17 protein-coding genes are annotated in these 14,460 nt (G+C 46.1%); 14 read left to right on the top strand and 3 right to left on the bottom strand.

Annotated elements, in window-relative coordinates; all coding sequences use genetic code 11:
* The first annotated feature begins 10 nt into the window (after nucleotides 1-10).
* Complete coding sequence (locus AC0DBE_RS13040) at nucleotides 11-358, top strand: YxeA family protein (protein WP_061186823.1); 348 nt, start codon at nucleotides 11-13, stop codon at nucleotides 356-358.
* 40 nt (nucleotides 359-398) lie between these two features.
* On the opposite strand, the gene AC0DBE_RS13035 is transcribed toward AC0DBE_RS13040, so the two are convergent.
* Complete coding sequence (locus tag AC0DBE_RS13035) at nucleotides 399-1,364, bottom strand: iron-hydroxamate ABC transporter substrate-binding protein (protein WP_014115762.1); 966 nt, start codon at nucleotides 1,362-1,364, stop codon at nucleotides 399-401.
* Nucleotides 1,365-1,540: 176 nt separating this feature from the next.
* On the opposite strand from AC0DBE_RS13035, the gene AC0DBE_RS13030 reads away from it, so the two are divergent.
* A complete protein-coding gene (locus tag AC0DBE_RS13030; RefSeq protein ID WP_472962426.1) occupies nucleotides 1,541-1,939 on the top strand; it encodes a hypothetical protein in 399 nt (132 codons plus the stop codon).
* Between the two features lie 42 nt (nucleotides 1,940-1,981).
* On the opposite strand, the gene AC0DBE_RS13025 is transcribed toward AC0DBE_RS13030, so the two are convergent.
* Together AC0DBE_RS13025 and cotNE are read right to left on the bottom strand one after the other, a co-directional pair.
* Nucleotides 1,982-2,335, bottom strand: coding sequence for a hypothetical protein (locus AC0DBE_RS13025; protein WP_014115761.1), 354 nt, complete (start codon nucleotides 2,333-2,335; stop codon nucleotides 1,982-1,984).
* A gap of 249 nt (nucleotides 2,336-2,584) precedes the next feature.
* Nucleotides 2,585-2,953 carry an inner spore coat protein CotNE gene (gene cotNE / locus AC0DBE_RS13020; RefSeq protein WP_014115760.1) on the bottom strand — a complete coding sequence of 123 codons (369 nt, stop codon included), beginning with the start codon at nucleotides 2,951-2,953 and terminating at the stop codon, nucleotides 2,585-2,587.
* 159 nt (nucleotides 2,954-3,112) lie between these two features.
* Between cotNE and AC0DBE_RS13015 the strand changes: the two genes are divergently transcribed.
* From AC0DBE_RS13015 to eutH, 12 genes are all read left to right on the top strand, one after another.
* On the top strand, nucleotides 3,113-3,481 hold the full coding sequence (locus AC0DBE_RS13015) for a DUF3255 family protein (RefSeq protein WP_472962520.1): 369 nt from the start codon (nucleotides 3,113-3,115) through the stop codon (nucleotides 3,479-3,481).
* Nucleotides 3,471-4,031 (top strand): hypothetical protein, encoded by a 561-nt coding sequence (locus AC0DBE_RS13010; RefSeq protein ID WP_472962423.1) that lies wholly within the window; start codon nucleotides 3,471-3,473, stop codon nucleotides 4,029-4,031. Before AC0DBE_RS13015 ends, AC0DBE_RS13010 begins: the two co-directional genes overlap by 11 nt.
* 39 nt (nucleotides 4,032-4,070) lie before the next feature.
* Nucleotides 4,071-4,883: a sugar-phosphatase gene (gene yidA, locus AC0DBE_RS13005; protein ID WP_326197680.1), complete on the top strand. Its 813-nt coding sequence runs from the start codon at nucleotides 4,071-4,073 to the stop codon at nucleotides 4,881-4,883.
* A gap of 398 nt (nucleotides 4,884-5,281) precedes the next feature.
* Nucleotides 5,282-6,268 (top strand): choloylglycine hydrolase family protein, encoded by a 987-nt coding sequence (locus tag AC0DBE_RS13000; RefSeq protein WP_472962421.1) that lies wholly within the window; start codon nucleotides 5,282-5,284, stop codon nucleotides 6,266-6,268.
* A gap of 363 nt (nucleotides 6,269-6,631) precedes the next feature.
* Nucleotides 6,632-7,957, top strand: a complete 1,326-nt coding sequence (locus AC0DBE_RS12995) for an LLM class flavin-dependent oxidoreductase (RefSeq protein ID WP_472962419.1) — start codon at nucleotides 6,632-6,634, stop codon at nucleotides 7,955-7,957.
* A 13-nt stretch (nucleotides 7,958-7,970) separates the two neighbouring features.
* The gene (locus tag AC0DBE_RS12990) at nucleotides 7,971-8,468 is read left to right on the top strand and encodes a GNAT family N-acetyltransferase (protein WP_072181637.1); all 498 of its coding nucleotides are present in this window, start codon (nucleotides 7,971-7,973) and stop codon (nucleotides 8,466-8,468) included.
* A 22-nt stretch (nucleotides 8,469-8,490) separates the two neighbouring features.
* Nucleotides 8,491-9,285: an amino acid ABC transporter substrate-binding protein gene (locus tag AC0DBE_RS12985; protein WP_061186828.1), complete on the top strand. Its 795-nt coding sequence runs from the start codon at nucleotides 8,491-8,493 to the stop codon at nucleotides 9,283-9,285.
* A gap of 22 nt (nucleotides 9,286-9,307) precedes the next feature.
* Entirely contained in the window at nucleotides 9,308-9,982 is a 675-nt protein-coding gene (locus AC0DBE_RS12980) for an amino acid ABC transporter permease (RefSeq protein ID WP_061186829.1), read from the top strand.
* A gap of 12 nt (nucleotides 9,983-9,994) precedes the next feature.
* Nucleotides 9,995-10,744 (top strand): amino acid ABC transporter ATP-binding protein, encoded by a 750-nt coding sequence (locus tag AC0DBE_RS12975; RefSeq protein WP_014115751.1) that lies wholly within the window; start codon nucleotides 9,995-9,997, stop codon nucleotides 10,742-10,744.
* 16 nt (nucleotides 10,745-10,760) lie between these two features.
* Nucleotides 10,761-11,903 carry an N-acetyl-sulfur-metabolite deacetylase SndB gene (gene sndB, locus AC0DBE_RS12970; RefSeq protein ID WP_072181640.1) on the top strand — a complete coding sequence of 381 codons (1,143 nt, stop codon included), beginning with the start codon at nucleotides 10,761-10,763 and terminating at the stop codon, nucleotides 11,901-11,903.
* Nucleotides 11,900-13,237: an MmgE/PrpD family protein gene (locus AC0DBE_RS12965; RefSeq protein ID WP_472962415.1), complete on the top strand. Its 1,338-nt coding sequence runs from the start codon at nucleotides 11,900-11,902 to the stop codon at nucleotides 13,235-13,237. The genes sndB and AC0DBE_RS12965 overlap by 4 nt, the downstream gene beginning before the upstream one ends.
* A gap of 69 nt (nucleotides 13,238-13,306) precedes the next feature.
* A complete protein-coding gene (gene eutH / locus AC0DBE_RS12960; protein WP_014115748.1) occupies nucleotides 13,307-14,419 on the top strand; it encodes an ethanolamine utilization protein EutH in 1,113 nt (370 codons plus the stop codon).
* Nucleotides 14,420-14,460: the final 41 nt, after the last annotated feature.

The following is a 14,460-nucleotide window of genomic DNA, read 5'->3' as shown; positions in this document are numbered from 1 at the left end:
GAGTGCAAAGATGAAAAAAGCAATGGCAATCCTGGCCGTCTTGGCGGCTGCTGCCGTAATATGCGGGCTTCTCTTTTTTCATAACGATGTTACAGACAGATTTAATCCGTTTATTCACCAGCAAGATGTCTATGTTCAGATTGATCGAGATGGCAGACATCTTAGCCCGGGCGGTACTGAATATACATTAGACGGATATAATGCATCCGGGAAAAAAGAAGAAGTGACCTTTTTCGCCGGCAAAGAGCTTCGGAAGAACGCGTATTTGAAGGTGAAGGCGAAAGGAAAGTATGTCGAGACTTGGGAAGAAGTCAGGTTTGAAGATATGCCGGACTCCGTACAGTCAACATTAAAGTGAATCATAATAAACGGCACAGCGTCATGACTGTGCCGTTTTTTTATTTTTTATTTTCTTCGGCCCGTTTGATCAGCATGTCGGTGATGATATCCACCTGTTTGCTGACAGAAATCGGATCGTACGGATAAAACGTGTCAAAGTCATTGATAAACACGCGATTATGTTTAACAGCGTCCAGGTTCTTCCAAATAGAGGAATTCTCCAGCTTGTCGAGTGTTTTGCTTTCGCCTTTCGGGTTGTAATCCGTAATGAACATATAATCTGCGGCATACTCAGGAATAACCTCTTGAGAGAGCTGTTTCATCTCTCCTTTTTTGATGACATCTTGTTCAATTTTTTCAGGCGCTTTTAACCCGAGTGCATTGTATACAGCTTGGCCGCCGCGTCCGCCATTGTCATTGAACACCCAGAATTCGCCCTTGTCCGTGTTTTCATAAATGCCGAAGGTCGCATCTTTGTCGATGACGCCGGCAATTCTCTTTTTAGCAGCTTCCGCTTTTTTGTTAAAGTCAGCCATAAATGATTTTGCTTTGTCTTTCGCTCCGGCGATATCTCCGAACATGCTGACTGTGTCTTCTACGTTTTTCGCTGTGTTATAAGGAACGACAACAGTTGGAGCGATTTTCTTTAATTTATCGACATTCTCTTCATTCATGACAACAATTAAGTCAGGCTGAAGCTCCATCACTTTTTCAACGCTGATCGGATCACCAACATCCTTCACATCTTTCAGCTTTGATTTTAAAAACGGATTATCAAATGACCATGAGCCTGAGCCGACCACATTGGCCCCGACAGACAGTAATTCACCGGCATAAAAATCAGTGACAATGCGTTTCGGATGTGCAGGAATGTTGACGTTCCCTTTTGTTGATTTGTATGTTCTCATTTCTGTCTTTTCGGAAGCTGAATCACTTGAGCTTCCTTTCGAAGCCGTGCCGCTGCAAGCGCTGGCAAACATAAGAAGCAGCACCAGCATGCCCACGAGCAATGTGTTCTTTTTCATCAAGAACCCTCCAATATGTATTTTAATTGATTAGTAATGATTATCATTATCAATTAATAATATAGCAAGAAACCTGTTCGCCGTCTATCACTATTTTAAAGGGAGAAAGTTTTTCCCGTTTATGGGTGACGCGGTATGCCTAATCGATTATTATAGGTAAATAGGAGGAGGAAAATATGGGAATTACAAAAAGAGGTGCCGCTTGGGGATGGCTGCATAGCTGGTGGATGCTGTTTATTTTCATGCCTTTTGCCATTACCAGTTTTTTTGCCTTTTTATTTATTGGCATCAAGGTTAGAAATAGAAAGTGGATCATGTACGGAATCATTTATTTTTTCATTTTTGCGTTTGGTTTTGTTTTGCCCGATCTGCCCGGTGTTTTTATTGTGGTCCCGTTATGGGCGGTGACCATTATTCATGGATTTAAAGTACGCCCGCTGTATTTGATTCAGCTGGATGTCTACAAAGATCATGTGGAGGCGCGGGCTTTTGCCGAGGCAAGAAGTGAAGCCGAGAGCAGATTTCATGCCCCGAAACAGTCAATTCAAGATATACATATTCGCAAAGAACAGTAAGAAAAAAGCTCAACACTAGCATTGTGTTGAGCTTTTTATATGTTACTGCTGGTAGGATTGCTGCTGGAATGGCGTATTTTGGCCGAATGGAAGTGTAGACACATTCGTATTCATCACGCTGGATTGTCCAGTGAATTCCTGCTGCATTTGGTTGCACATGTTGACAACCTGCTGGCATTTTTGAATGGCCATGTCATGTCCGTGCAGCGCTTGCTGAATAGTATGTGCCGCTTGTTGTTCGTGGTTTAGAATCTGCTGCAGCATTTGGATGTTTTGCTGCTCCTGATGAAGCATTTGGCGATATTGCTGGCTGCTTTGCTGTGTTTGCTGAATGAGCTGCTGAGCAGTCTGGCGGCATTGGTTCAGCTGCTGCAAGCCGTGTTGTGTATGATGCATGAATCATTCCTCCATGTGATCGATTGATGTGAGTCGGTATTATCATGCAACTTGAATGAAAAGAAATTCTGTAAAAGTGGAACTACAATTATTTTCCTCAGCTCCTCTATCTTTGAATGAAAACGGTAAAGATTGTATACTGGTACAAACCCTTTTTATGTAAATGTTCCGTTTTAAAACCATAAGGATTGCGGAAAACGAAACCCTGAAATCGGGAGAATCGTATTCCGCTTTTTTTCTTTGCCTGCTTCAGAAACCGCCTTCCCCTGCAGTAAATGGGATATTCAGCCTGTTTTCTACTGTGCGGAGGCGCTGATTGAGCCGGTTTAAACGGCGTGTATGGCGTTCAACAGCCTGGCTTAACTGATTGACCTGTTCGGCAATCCGTGCAATTTCTCGATTTTGACGGCGGTCTTCATTCGTAAGGCGTGTTAACTCTCTTGATTGCTGTTCGTTTTGCCGTTCAAGTGCCGCAACTCTTCTTTCTAACGCCGGCGGCTGTCTGTCCGTCTGGTAAGGATCATAATAATCCTGCTGCGGATAAGGATTGTATTCATGTTGGCTATAGTAAGGTTCCTGCTGAGGCAGCTGCGGGCTGTAATATTGATATGGATTCATGTAATCAATCTCCTTAAAAATAAAATGTGGGTGAATTCCTTATAACTTATGTAGTCATTGGCACAGTGCCACGGCATTTGCCTAAAAAGGTGAGAAAGGGCGGTGATCAAGTTGCGCAGCAAAGGTCTTATCGCTTTGCTGCTGGCCGCTGTAAGCGTCATGATATCGGGCTGCCAACAACAAAAAGAGGAAACGCCGTTTTATTACGGCACGTGGGATGAGGGAATTGCCCAGGGACCCATGGATGGCGTGAAATCAGCAACAGTCACCTTTACCAAAAACGAGGTGATGGAGACGGAAGTGATTGAAGGAAGAGGAGAGGTACAGCTGCCTTTTATGGCATACAAGGTGATTTCCCAAAGCACTGACGGGTCTATCGGGATTCAGTATCTCGGACTTTATTATCCGCTCAAAAGCACGCTGAAAAGAGGAGAAAATGGGACGCTGATATGGGAGCAAAATGGCCAGACAAAAACGATGACAAGAATCACATCAAAGATCGGCAAGGAGGAGAAATATGAGAAATAAAAAAGCTGAAAGACTGGTGTTAACAGGACTTATTTTACATATCATTCAGTGGATATTTATATTATGGGCTTTTCTCAAGATCAAAGACTTATTTAGTGATTATACGATCTATAACCCTAATGTTATCAGCGGATCCATGCAGTCCTTATCGTTTATACAAATGATGCGCGCTATGATGTACTCAGGGGCAATCGTGAATTATGTATTGTTTTTTGCGCTTGTATGGCTTATGTATTGTGTAGTTCTTCATGCCATCTTGATTGTTCTGGAAATGACGGCTTACGTCATGATCAGGCGGAATCCTGCATCTTCATGGGGATTCTTTTTGACGGCGGCGGGTGTGAAGCTCGCCATCTTGAATATAACCGGCGTTCCTTTTTTAGCTGCCGGCTTCCTGCTGATGAAACAGGAAAAAACAGAAAACGGCGGCATGGAGACAAAAAGAAAGCGGAAACCGCGCACTCGTACTCGAAGACAAGGCCGGCGTCTAAACAGAATCCGGAGAAAATCATCTCTTCCAGTTGAATATCAAAAAGAAAAAACGATATGATGGGACTATAGCCTGAAAACGACACGAAGGAGATGCAGGATGTACAAACTAATTGCAATTGATATGGACGGAACACTTTTAAATGATCATCATGAAGTAACAGAGGAAGTCCGCAAAGCACTTCACGCGGCTAAAGCGGAAGGCGTCAAAATTGTGCTTTGCACCGGCCGGCCGATCGGGGGTGTGCGGAGATATTTAGATGAACTGAATTTAATTGAAGAAGGCGACTATGTTATTGCGTATAATGGAGCGCTTGTTCAAAATACCTATACAAACGAAGTGGTCACGGAGCTGTCTCTCGGTTATGATGATTTGACTTCATTATATGACCTGAGCTTAGAGCTGAAGACGCCGATGCATTTCTTTGACTCATCTAATTTGTATACGCCTAACCGGGATATTAGCGAATTTACCGTATACGAATCCTATGTGACGCAAGTGCCGCTTCATTTCCGCGAGATTGACGAGGTGCCAAAAGATATCCTCATCCCGAAAGTGATGTTTATTGATAAACCGGAGAACTTAAGCCACGTCATTACATCGATTCCAAAAGACGTGAGAGAAAAATATACAATGGTCAGAAGCGCGCCTTTCTTTTATGAAATTCTGCATCCGGAAGCCAGCAAAGGAAATGCCGTACGCCAGCTAGCACAGCTGCTTGGAATTGAACAAGCGGAAGTCATGAGCATAGGGGACAACGGGAACGACCTGACAATGATTGAATGGGCGGGCTGCGGCGTTGCCATGGCAAACGCCATCCCAGAAGTATTGGAAGCCGCAAACTTTCAAACACGCTCCAACAATGAACATGGTGTTGCGCATGCGATTCACGAGCTTGTTTTGGCGAAATAATGAAATCCAGCCTTTTAGGAGGCTGGATTTTTTTGTTATGGCGGCTTTATTGTGCCTGTCTGGTCTGTAATCATCATCAGCCCTTTTTGCGGAATGGACGCTAAGATTTCTTTTTCCTGCTGCCCTTTTAGAACATCAGCGATGAATTATGAACCTGCATAATTTCTTATTGGCTCTGCTGCTGTAGAAATAAAAAGGAAGAAATCACCATAATCATCAGCATCGTACATTTTTTTCTCATGAACGAATCTTCTTGTCATTCTTTGCTCTAGGATGGATTCCTCGTTTTGAAGTCATGTTAATCTTTTGACGAATCTCTTTGACTTTCGTTATGCTGATAAAACAAGTTGTTCACAAAATGTATGATTTTAGCCTGAATCGGAAGGGGACTGAATCAGATGTGCACAAGTCTTACATTGGAAACTGCTGACCGGAATCATTTATTAGCGAGAACAATGGATTTTGCATTTCAGCTGGGGACGGAGGTCATTCTCTATCCGCGCCGTTACAACTGGACGAGTGAAGCTGACGGAAAGGTGCACCAAACACAGTACGCGTTTATCGGTATGGGGAGAAAACTTGGAAATATATTATTTGCCGACGGTGTTAATGAAAGCGGTTTATCTTGTGCGGCGCTTTATTTTATGGGATATGCGGAGTACGAAAAAACGATACGGGGAGACGGCGTTCATATTGCCCCGCATGAGTTTGTAACATGGGCGCTGTCAGTTTGTAAGTCTTTGGATGATGTAAAAGAAAAGATCCACTCTTTAACGATTGTGGAGAAGAAATTAGAGCTATTGGATACCGTTTTACCGCTACACTGGATATTGTCAGACCGGACGGGACGCAGCCTGACGATAGAACCGAGAGCAGACGGCATCAAAATCTATGACAATCAACCAGGTGTCATGACGAACAGTCCCGACTTTTTATGGCATGTGACCAATCTTAGGCAATATATAGGAATAAGGCCGAAACAATTCGAGAGCAAGGAGATGGGCGGATTGATGCTGTCCGCTTTTGGCCAAGGCTCGGGTACTGTGGGTCTGCCGGGAGATTATACACCGCCTTCACGGTTTGTCAGAGCTGTTTTTCTGAAAGAACATCTAGAGCCGGCAGCAGATGAAACGAGAGGTGTATCAGCTGCTTTTCAGCTTTTGGCAAACATGGCGATACCCAAGGGTGCTGTGATAACGGAAGAAGACGAAATTGATTATACGCAATATACTTCTGTGATGTGCAACGACACGGGAAACTACTACTTTCACCACTACGACAATCGGCAAATCCAAAAAGTAAGTTTATTTCATGAAGACCTTGACTGTCTGGAGCCTAAAGTGTTTTCTGCTAAAGCAGAAGAAAATATTCTAGAGCTTAATTAAGAATCAATCAGCTGATTCTGGTATAAATCCGGGGTCAGCTGATTTTTTTTGTACGATGTCACAGCTTCTGAATCATTGGCAAAATGGATTGTGCTAAATCTACAACGCCGATCACGCGCAAGCTATATTTATATAAACTTTGGATCAAAACTGAGTCTCAGCATCATCAGACTAGTTTTACGAGTACACAGGTTGCACAAATGCCGCCCCATGATTCCGCGAGATATGAAAAATTTGATCTTAACTCATTGACAAACGCCTAAGACAAGGGTACATTTTGATTTATTCATATTAAACGACTAGGAATATAGGTGTTTATTTTTCGGATTTTTCAGCCTAAAACATGATAAAAGGAGTAACGTCATGACAAGCAAAAAGAAACAAATCAAATTAGGGGTTTTTCTAGCGGGTACAGGACATCATGTGGCGTCTTGGCGGCATCCGGACGCGCCTGCCGATGCGAGCATGAATTTGGATTATTTTAAAGAGCTTGCGAAAACAGCGGAGCGGGGCAAGCTGGATATGCTGTTTTTAGCGGATAGCCTATCAATTGACAGCAAGTCTCATCCAAATGTGTTAACAAGGTTTGAGCCATTCACCTTGCTCTCTGCTTTGGCGCAGGTAACATCAAGAATCGGACTGACAGCAACAGCTTCCACTACATACAGCGAGCCGTTTCACATTGCCAGACAGTTTGCGTCATTGGATCATCTGTCTAACGGCCGTGCCGGATGGAACGTCGTCACTTCGTCTATTGAATCAACAGCGCTGAATTTCAGCGGTGAAAAGCATCTTGAACACCATTTGCGCTATCAGCGGGCAGAGGAATTTGTCGAGGTTGTAAAGGGACTTTGGGATTCATGGGAAGAGGACGCTTTTATCCGCAATAAAGAAACAGGTGAATTCTTTGAGAAGGAAAAAATGCACGAGCTGAACCACAAAGGAGAATATTTCTCGGTTCGCGGGCCTCTTAACGTTTCAAGAACGCCGCAGGGCCAGCCGGTCATTATCCAGGCAGGATCATCAGGAGACGGAAAAGCACTGGCTGCCAGAACAGCAGAAGTGATCTTCACAGCGCAAAACCACCTGGAATCAGCTCAAGATTTTTATCAATCGATTAAAGAGCTGGCTGCGGAATTCGGACGTGATCCAGAAAAAATTGCAATCATGCCGGGTATTTTCCCGATCATTGCTGATACCGAAGAAGCAGCGCAAGCCAAATACAAGGAGCTTCAAGATCTGATTATTCCATCTGTCGGTCTGCAAATTCTCCAAAATTATTTAGGAGGAATTGATTTGTCAGCATATCCGCTTGACGGGCCGCTGCCGAAGCTTGACGCAGATGCTTCCAATGCGGTGAAGAGCCGCTTCAAGCTTGTTCAGGAAATGGCTGAACGTGACAATATGACGATACGCGAGCTTTACAAATACGTTGCAGGCTCCAGAGGCCACCATATCTTCGTCGGCACGCCGGAGCAGCTCGCCGACAAGATGCAGGAATGGGTGGATAAGAAGGCATGTGACGGGTTTAACATCATGCCTCCGCTTCTTCCGGAAGGAATTGAAGTGTTTGTTGATCAAGTGGTTCCGATTTTACAGGAGCGCGGGGTGTTCAGAAAAGAATATGAAGGCACTACATTGAGAGACCACTTCGGTTTGGAAAAGCCGGTAAACCGTTATGCAAAGTAAGGAGGAACGCTAGATGAAGGCACAATATCGTCTTGCAGTTGAACGTGATGCCGAACAGCTTCTAGAGCTGACACTGCGGGCTTATGAACCGATTCGAAAGCTCGGTATTCGTTTTGCTGCCGCTCATGCGGATCTGGATTTGGTGTTAAATAACATCGGGAAAAACGCCTGCTACGTCATGGAAGAGGACGGGCGGATCATCGCGACCATTACCTTAAGAATGCCTTGGGGACAGCAGCCGGGACCGTATGGCGTTCCGCATATCTGGTGGTTCGCTGTGGACCCTGACACCGGTCAAAAAGGAGTCGGAACAAAGCTGCTTCAATGGCTGGAGGAAACAATCCTCCGCGATACGTTAAAGGTTCCGTTTGTCTCACTCGGAACAGCGGATAAGCATCCGTGGCTGATTGAGATGTATGAACGAAAAGGGTATGTCCGCTCAGGTGAACAAGACCTTGGCAAAGGGCATATGACAATCTATATGAAAAAACAATTGCGAAATGACCTATAAAATAGAAAAGGCGGGAAATCAAATGAAAATGAAAAAATGGACTGTGCTGTTCGTTGCTGCATTATTAGCGGTGCTCTCAGCTTGCGGCAATGGAAACAGCAGCAGTAAAGAGGATGACAATGTACTTCATGTCGGTGCGACAGGACAAAGTTACCCATTTGCTTATAAAGAAGACGGAAAGCTGACAGGTTTTGATGTGGAAGTGATGGAAGCGGTCGCGAAGAAAATTGACATGAAACTGGACTGGAAGCTGCTTGAATTCAGCGGGCTGATGGGAGAGCTTCAAACAGGCAAGCTTGATACCATTTCCAACCAGGTAGCTGTGACTGATGAACGTAAGGAAACGTATCACTTTACTGAACCATACGCTTATGCGGGAACACAGATTGTTGTCAAAAAAGACAATCATGACATCAAGTCAGTAGACGATTTAAAAGGGAAGACAGTCGCTGCCGTTCTCGGTTCAAATCACGCAAAAAATCTTGAAAGCAAAGATCCTGATAAAAAAATCAATATCAAAACATACGAAACACAAGAAGGCACGCTGAAGGATGTCGCTTACGGCCGTGTAGACGCTTATGTCAACAGCCGAACTGTGCTGATCGCGCAAATGAAGAAAACCGGATTGCCGTTAAAGCTTGCAGGGGATCCGATTGTGTACGAACAAGTTGCATTCCCATTTGCCAAGGACGACGCACACGATAAGCTCCGCAAAAAAGTTAATAAAGCGCTTGATGAATTGCGTAAAGACGGGACACTGAAAAAGCTTTCCGAAAAATATTTTAATGAAGATATCACAGTAGAACAGAAGCATTAAGAAACGGCGGTGAATCACCAGAATGAACACAATTGATTGGGAATTCATGATATCAGCATTCCCGACTTTAATTCAGGCCCTTCCGATCACCTTGTTTATGGCCGTAGCGGCTATGATTTTTGCCATTATCGGAGGACTTATTCTCGCACTTATCACAAAGAACAAAATTCCAGTGCTACATCAGCTGTCAAAGCTGTATATATCCTTTTTCCGGGGCGTGCCGACACTTGTGCAGCTGTTCTTAATCTACTACGGACTGCCGCAGCTGTTTCCGGAGATGAGCAAAATGACAGCTCTCACAGCTGCCATCATCGGGTTAAGCTTAAAAAACGCCGCTTATTTGGCAGAAATCTTCCGTGCCGCCCTCAATTCTGTTGATGACGGGCAGCTGGAGGCGTGCCTGTCTGTCGGCATGACAAAACTTCAGGCATACAGACGGATTATTTTGCCGCAAGCCGTCCGAAATGCGATTCCGGCAACGGGAAATACATTTATCGGACTACTCAAAGAAACTTCACTGGCCTTTACATTAGGGGTCATGGAGATGTTCGCCCAAGGGAAGATGTACGCTTCAGGAAACCTCAAATATTTTGAGACGTACTTAGCGGTTGCGATTGTCTATTGGGTTCTTACCATTATCTACAGCATTTTGCAGGACATGTTTGAACGCGCCATGAGCAAGCCATACCGGACTTAGAGGTGAAATCAGTTGATAACAGTAAAAAATATTCGCAAAGCGTTTAAAGATCTCGTCGTGCTCGACGGAATCGATCTAGAAGTGAAACGCGGAGAAGTAGTGGCGATCATCGGTCCGTCCGGTTCTGGAAAATCAACGCTTCTCCGATGCTTAAATCTATTAGAACGTCCGGATCAAGGCCACATTGAAATCGGAGAAGCCAAACTGAACGCGGAAAAGTTCACACGCAAGGAAGCACACCGGCTTCGCCAGCAAACGGCCATGGTCTTTCAAAACTACAATCTGTTTAAAAATAAAACGGCTCTGCAAAACATTACAGAAGCTTTAATCGTGGCTCAACACAAATCACGCGACGAAGCGAAACGCATTGGAATGGATATTCTGAAACAAGTTGGTTTAGAGCATAAGGCTGACAGCTATCCGATCACAATGTCCGGCGGCCAGCAGCAGCGAATCGGCATCGCGCGGGCACTTGCGGTCAATCCGCATGCGATCTTGCTGGATGAACCAACTTCGGCGCTTGACCCTGAGCTCGTCGCAGGGGTGCTTCAGGTCATCAAGTCCATTGCGGAAAAACAAACAACGATGATCATTGTTACACACGAAATGGCGTTTGCGAAAGAGGTCGCTGATAAAGTGATTTTTATGGCAGACGGCCATATTATCGAGCAGGGAACGCCAGAAGAACTGTTTGACCATCCGAAAAACGAACGGACGAAACGATTTATCAAGCAGGTGGGAGAGCCTGCAGAGCTTATATAAGAAAGGGAGAAGAACAATGGCCGACAAAACGTTTCATACCCGTTTAATCAATATGCGGCGTGATCTTCATGAACATCCTGAACTGTCATTTCAAGAGGTTGAAACGACGAAAAAAATCCGCCGCTGGCTTGAAGAAGAACATATTGAGATTCTTGACGTTCCTCTATTGGAAACAGGCGTGATTGCGGAAATCAAAGGGCACGAAGACGGACCCGTGATAGCGATACGAGCTGACATTGATGCGCTCCCGATCCAAGAACAGACGAATCTGCCGTTTGCATCTAAGGTTGACGGTACGATGCATGCGTGCGGACACGATTTTCATACAGCTTCCATTATCGGCACGGCCATTTTGCTGAATCAAAGAAGAGCCGAGCTGAAAGGTACTGTCCGCTTTATTTTTCAGCCAGCGGAAGAAATTGCCGCAGGAGCAAGAAAGGTAATCGAAGCTGGCGTACTTGATGGCGTTTCCGCGATTTTCGGCATGCACAATAAGCCGGATCTGCCTGTCGGGACCATAGGTGTAAAAGAAGGTCCGCTCATGGCAAGTGTTGACCGATTTGAGATCGTCGTCAAAGGGAAAGGCGGACACGCCGGCATCCCGAATAACAGTATTGATCCAATCGTTGCAGCCGGACAAATCATCAGCGGCCTGCAATCTGTGGTCAGCCGCAACATCAGCTCATTGCAAAACGCGGTCGTTAGTATTACAAGAGTACAGGCGGGCACTTCGTGGAACGTGATTCCGGACCAGGCTGAAATGGAGGGGACGGTTCGAACCTTTCAAAAAGAAGCGAGACAGGCTGTTCCGGAACATATGAAACGAGTGGCTGAAGGAATTGCCGCGGGCTATGGGGCACAAGCAGAATTCAAGTGGTTTCCTTATTTGCCTTCCGTTCAGAATGACGGCACATTTTTGAATGCGGCATCCGAAGCTGCGGAACGGCTTGGCTATCAAACTGTTCACGCTGAGCAGTCTCCGGGCGGAGAAGACTTCGCTCTGTATCAAGAGAAGATCCCGGGATTTTTTGTGTGGATGGGAACGAACGGTACGGAGGAGTGGCATCACCCGGCCTTTACATTGGATGAAGAAGCCTTGACGGTTGCATCTCAATATTTCGCTGAGCTGGCTGTTATCGTACTGGAGACCATCAAATGAGCAGACAAGGGCTGACAGCAGGTCTCGCGGAGGCTGTGAGAACGTCACAGCCTGAGCGTGCAATTGCCGCGATGCGTGAAGCAAAAAAAGGGTTACTCGATTTTACAGCCGCTTCATTCGCAGGAAGAGAAGATAAAGGAATTCAAAAGCTCCTCCGCCTGATAGAGGATGAAGGAGGCGCGTCCCTTGTTCCTATTATCGGGCAAGGAAAAAAGGCCGCGCCATTACAATCCGCGATGCTCAATGGATTTATCGCCCATGCATTGGATTTTGATGATGTCCACTCCGATGTAAGAGGACACCCCAGTGCTGTCATCGTGCCGGCTCTTATAGCTTCTGCCGCTCGCGGATATGACGAGCGGCTTCTTGGCGCTTATATTGTTGGTGTTGAAGTGATGGCAAGGCTGGGAGAATCGATTGGCAGCCGCCACTATGAAAAGGGCTGGCATAATACAGGAACGCTTGGCGCGATCGCTGCTGCCTGCGCCGCAGGTTACGCAGAGGAACTGACTCAGGAAGAGCTGGAAAAAGCCATTGGTTTTGCAGCAACGCAATCTGCCGGGATGAGGGTGCAATTTGGGACAGAAATGAAACCGCTGCACGCCGGGCTGGCGGCTCAGGCTGGCTTGCTTGCCGTTAAGCTGGCCCAATCAGAATTCGGCGGGTCCCGTACGGCACTTGATGGAGATACAGGTTTCTTCGGCCTGTACGGCGATTTAGAAAAAGCACAAAACACGTTGCTAAACCGTTGGGGCGCATCATGGAGAATCGTGAAGCCTGGCCTATGGTTTAAGATTTACCCATTTTGCTCTGCGGCACACCATGCTGCAGATGCGGTACGAAAGCTTGTCTCTGAAGAAGCTATTTCTGCTGCCAATACCGAGCGGATTGAAGTGATTTTTCCGCCAGGCGGAGATGCTGCATTGACGGAAAGATCGCCGAAGGCTGGAGAGGAAGGCCGTTTCAGCGTTGAATATGTGATTGCTCTTGCTTTGCACGGACATGAGCTGAACGCTGAGCATTTCAACAGCCAGCCGATCCCAAGCGTCATTCAAACGACAATAGGGCATATTCAGCGAGTATATGACAATGCCATTCAGCCGGCCCCTCATGCCGTTCCAAAAGGCCGTTTCACGATTGTCCGGGCCTATTTATCAGACGGCCGGATTTGCGAAGCGCGTGTGGACTGCCCAAAAGGGGCGCCAGGAAATGAGCTGTCTGAAGAAGACATAATAGAAAAATTGATATTAACGGTTCCGCAAGAAAAAGCGCGTCGCATCATAACAGCCGTTGAGAAAGCCGATATAAAAGAATTTTTAGCGCATATTGGATAAGATTCAGCTCTACTAACCGATTTCAGATGATATGATAAAACCAATCATACGTTTGAAAAAGGAGAAACCATGACGGTGAATGACGCGGTTGTATTCATTTTGGCTGCCTTTTTACTATTGGGAGCGGCGGATTATTGTTTGGGAAACAGGTGGGGGCTTGGCGAGCGGTTTGCCGACGGCTTCAAGGCCATGGGGCCTCTGGCGCTGTCCATGATCGGAATTGTGTCGCTGGCACCCGTGCTGGCAGCTATCCTGATTCCCATCGTCTCTCCGGTTTATACAGCGATTGGCGCCGATCCTTCATCCTTTGCGAACACCATCTTGGCCATTGATATGGGAGGATATGCGCTCGCTGGAGAAATGGCGAAAGATCCACAGGCCGGATTGTTTTCATGGGTGTTTTTAGGAACGATGATGGGACCGGCTATTGTCTTCACAATTCCCGTCGCTCTAGGCATCATCGAAAAAGAGGATCACCCGTACTTTGCAAAAGGCATTTTAATCGGGCTGTGTACAGTGCCGATCGGGTGCTTAACCGGCGGATTATGCGCAGGCCTTAACATCATCATGATAGGTCAAAACCTCCTGATTCCGAGTCTTTTATCTGCTGTGATCGCTTTTGGATTATGGCGGTACACCGATATCATCATTCGGTTATTTCATCTCTTCGGGAAGGCTGTCAGTATGGTTGCAATTATCGGGCTTGCAGCTGTCTCCGTTGAAACGATGACTGGCATTGTGCTGATTCCAGGGATGGAAAACGTCGAAACAGGGATACAAACGACAGGGACCATCGCCATTGCGTTGGCAGGGGCGTTTCCGATGACCGCCTTTATCACAAAAGTCTTTAAAAAGCCTCTTCAGGCACTGGGGAGATGCTTTCATTTAGATGAGACAGCAACAGCAGGCTTGGTGACTTCTTTGGCTCATCATATTCCCATGCTGGCTTCATTAAAAGATATGACGCCGAGAGGAAAGGTCATCAATGTCGCATTTGCGGTTAGCGCAGCCTTTGTGCTTGGCAGCCATCTCGGTTTTGTAGCCGGAATGAAAAAAGAAATGGCGGCTGCTATGATCATTGGAAAATTAGCGGGCGGAATCACAGCAGCCGCAGCGGCTGCTTGGATGACGCCTGCACAGTCAGCTGACCAGCAAAAACATGTCTCAGCCAGCCATAGCTAAGGCAGCAGCTGTTTCAATTTTGTCCAATCGGGAATGTTACA

It is taken from the genome of Bacillus sp. VA15 (assembly GCF_055721145.1).
Note: the sequence above shows the minus strand (reverse complement) of the source record. Positions and strands in the feature narration are given on the sequence as shown.

Bases quoted from the DNA above. Each gene is read 5' to 3' on its own strand.
- cotNE (WP_014115760.1), bottom strand. From the start codon at position 2,953: ATGAATCCATATCAATATTACAGCCCGCAGCTGCCTCAGCAGGAACCT.
- eutH (WP_014115748.1), top strand. From the start codon at position 13,307: ATGACGGTGAATGACGCGGTTGTATTCATTTTGGCTGCCTTTTTACTA.
- AC0DBE_RS13040 (WP_061186823.1), top strand. From the start codon at position 11: ATGAAAAAAGCAATGGCAATCCTGGCCGTCTTGGCGGCTGCTGCCGTA.
- AC0DBE_RS13010 (WP_472962423.1), top strand. From the start codon at position 3,471: ATGAGAAATAAAAAAGCTGAAAGACTGGTGTTAACAGGACTTATTTTA.
- sndB (WP_072181640.1), top strand. From the start codon at position 10,761: ATGGCCGACAAAACGTTTCATACCCGTTTAATCAATATGCGGCGTGAT.
- yidA (WP_326197680.1), top strand. From the start codon at position 4,071: ATGTACAAACTAATTGCAATTGATATGGACGGAACACTTTTAAATGAT.
- AC0DBE_RS12980 (WP_061186829.1), top strand. From the start codon at position 9,308: ATGAACACAATTGATTGGGAATTCATGATATCAGCATTCCCGACTTTA.
- AC0DBE_RS13025 (WP_014115761.1), bottom strand. From the start codon at position 2,335: ATGCATCATACACAACACGGCTTGCAGCAGCTGAACCAATGCCGCCAG.
- AC0DBE_RS12985 (WP_061186828.1), top strand. From the start codon at position 8,491: ATGAAAATGAAAAAATGGACTGTGCTGTTCGTTGCTGCATTATTAGCG.
- AC0DBE_RS12995 (WP_472962419.1), top strand. From the start codon at position 6,632: ATGACAAGCAAAAAGAAACAAATCAAATTAGGGGTTTTTCTAGCGGGT.
- AC0DBE_RS12990 (WP_072181637.1), top strand. From the start codon at position 7,971: ATGAAGGCACAATATCGTCTTGCAGTTGAACGTGATGCCGAACAGCTT.
- AC0DBE_RS13000 (WP_472962421.1), top strand. From the start codon at position 5,282: ATGTGCACAAGTCTTACATTGGAAACTGCTGACCGGAATCATTTATTA.
- AC0DBE_RS13030 (WP_472962426.1), top strand. From the start codon at position 1,541: ATGGGAATTACAAAAAGAGGTGCCGCTTGGGGATGGCTGCATAGCTGG.
- AC0DBE_RS13015 (WP_472962520.1), top strand. From the start codon at position 3,113: ATGATATCGGGCTGCCAACAACAAAAAGAGGAAACGCCGTTTTATTAC.
- AC0DBE_RS13035 (WP_014115762.1), bottom strand. From the start codon at position 1,364: ATGAAAAAGAACACATTGCTCGTGGGCATGCTGGTGCTGCTTCTTATG.
- AC0DBE_RS12965 (WP_472962415.1), top strand. From the start codon at position 11,900: ATGAGCAGACAAGGGCTGACAGCAGGTCTCGCGGAGGCTGTGAGAACG.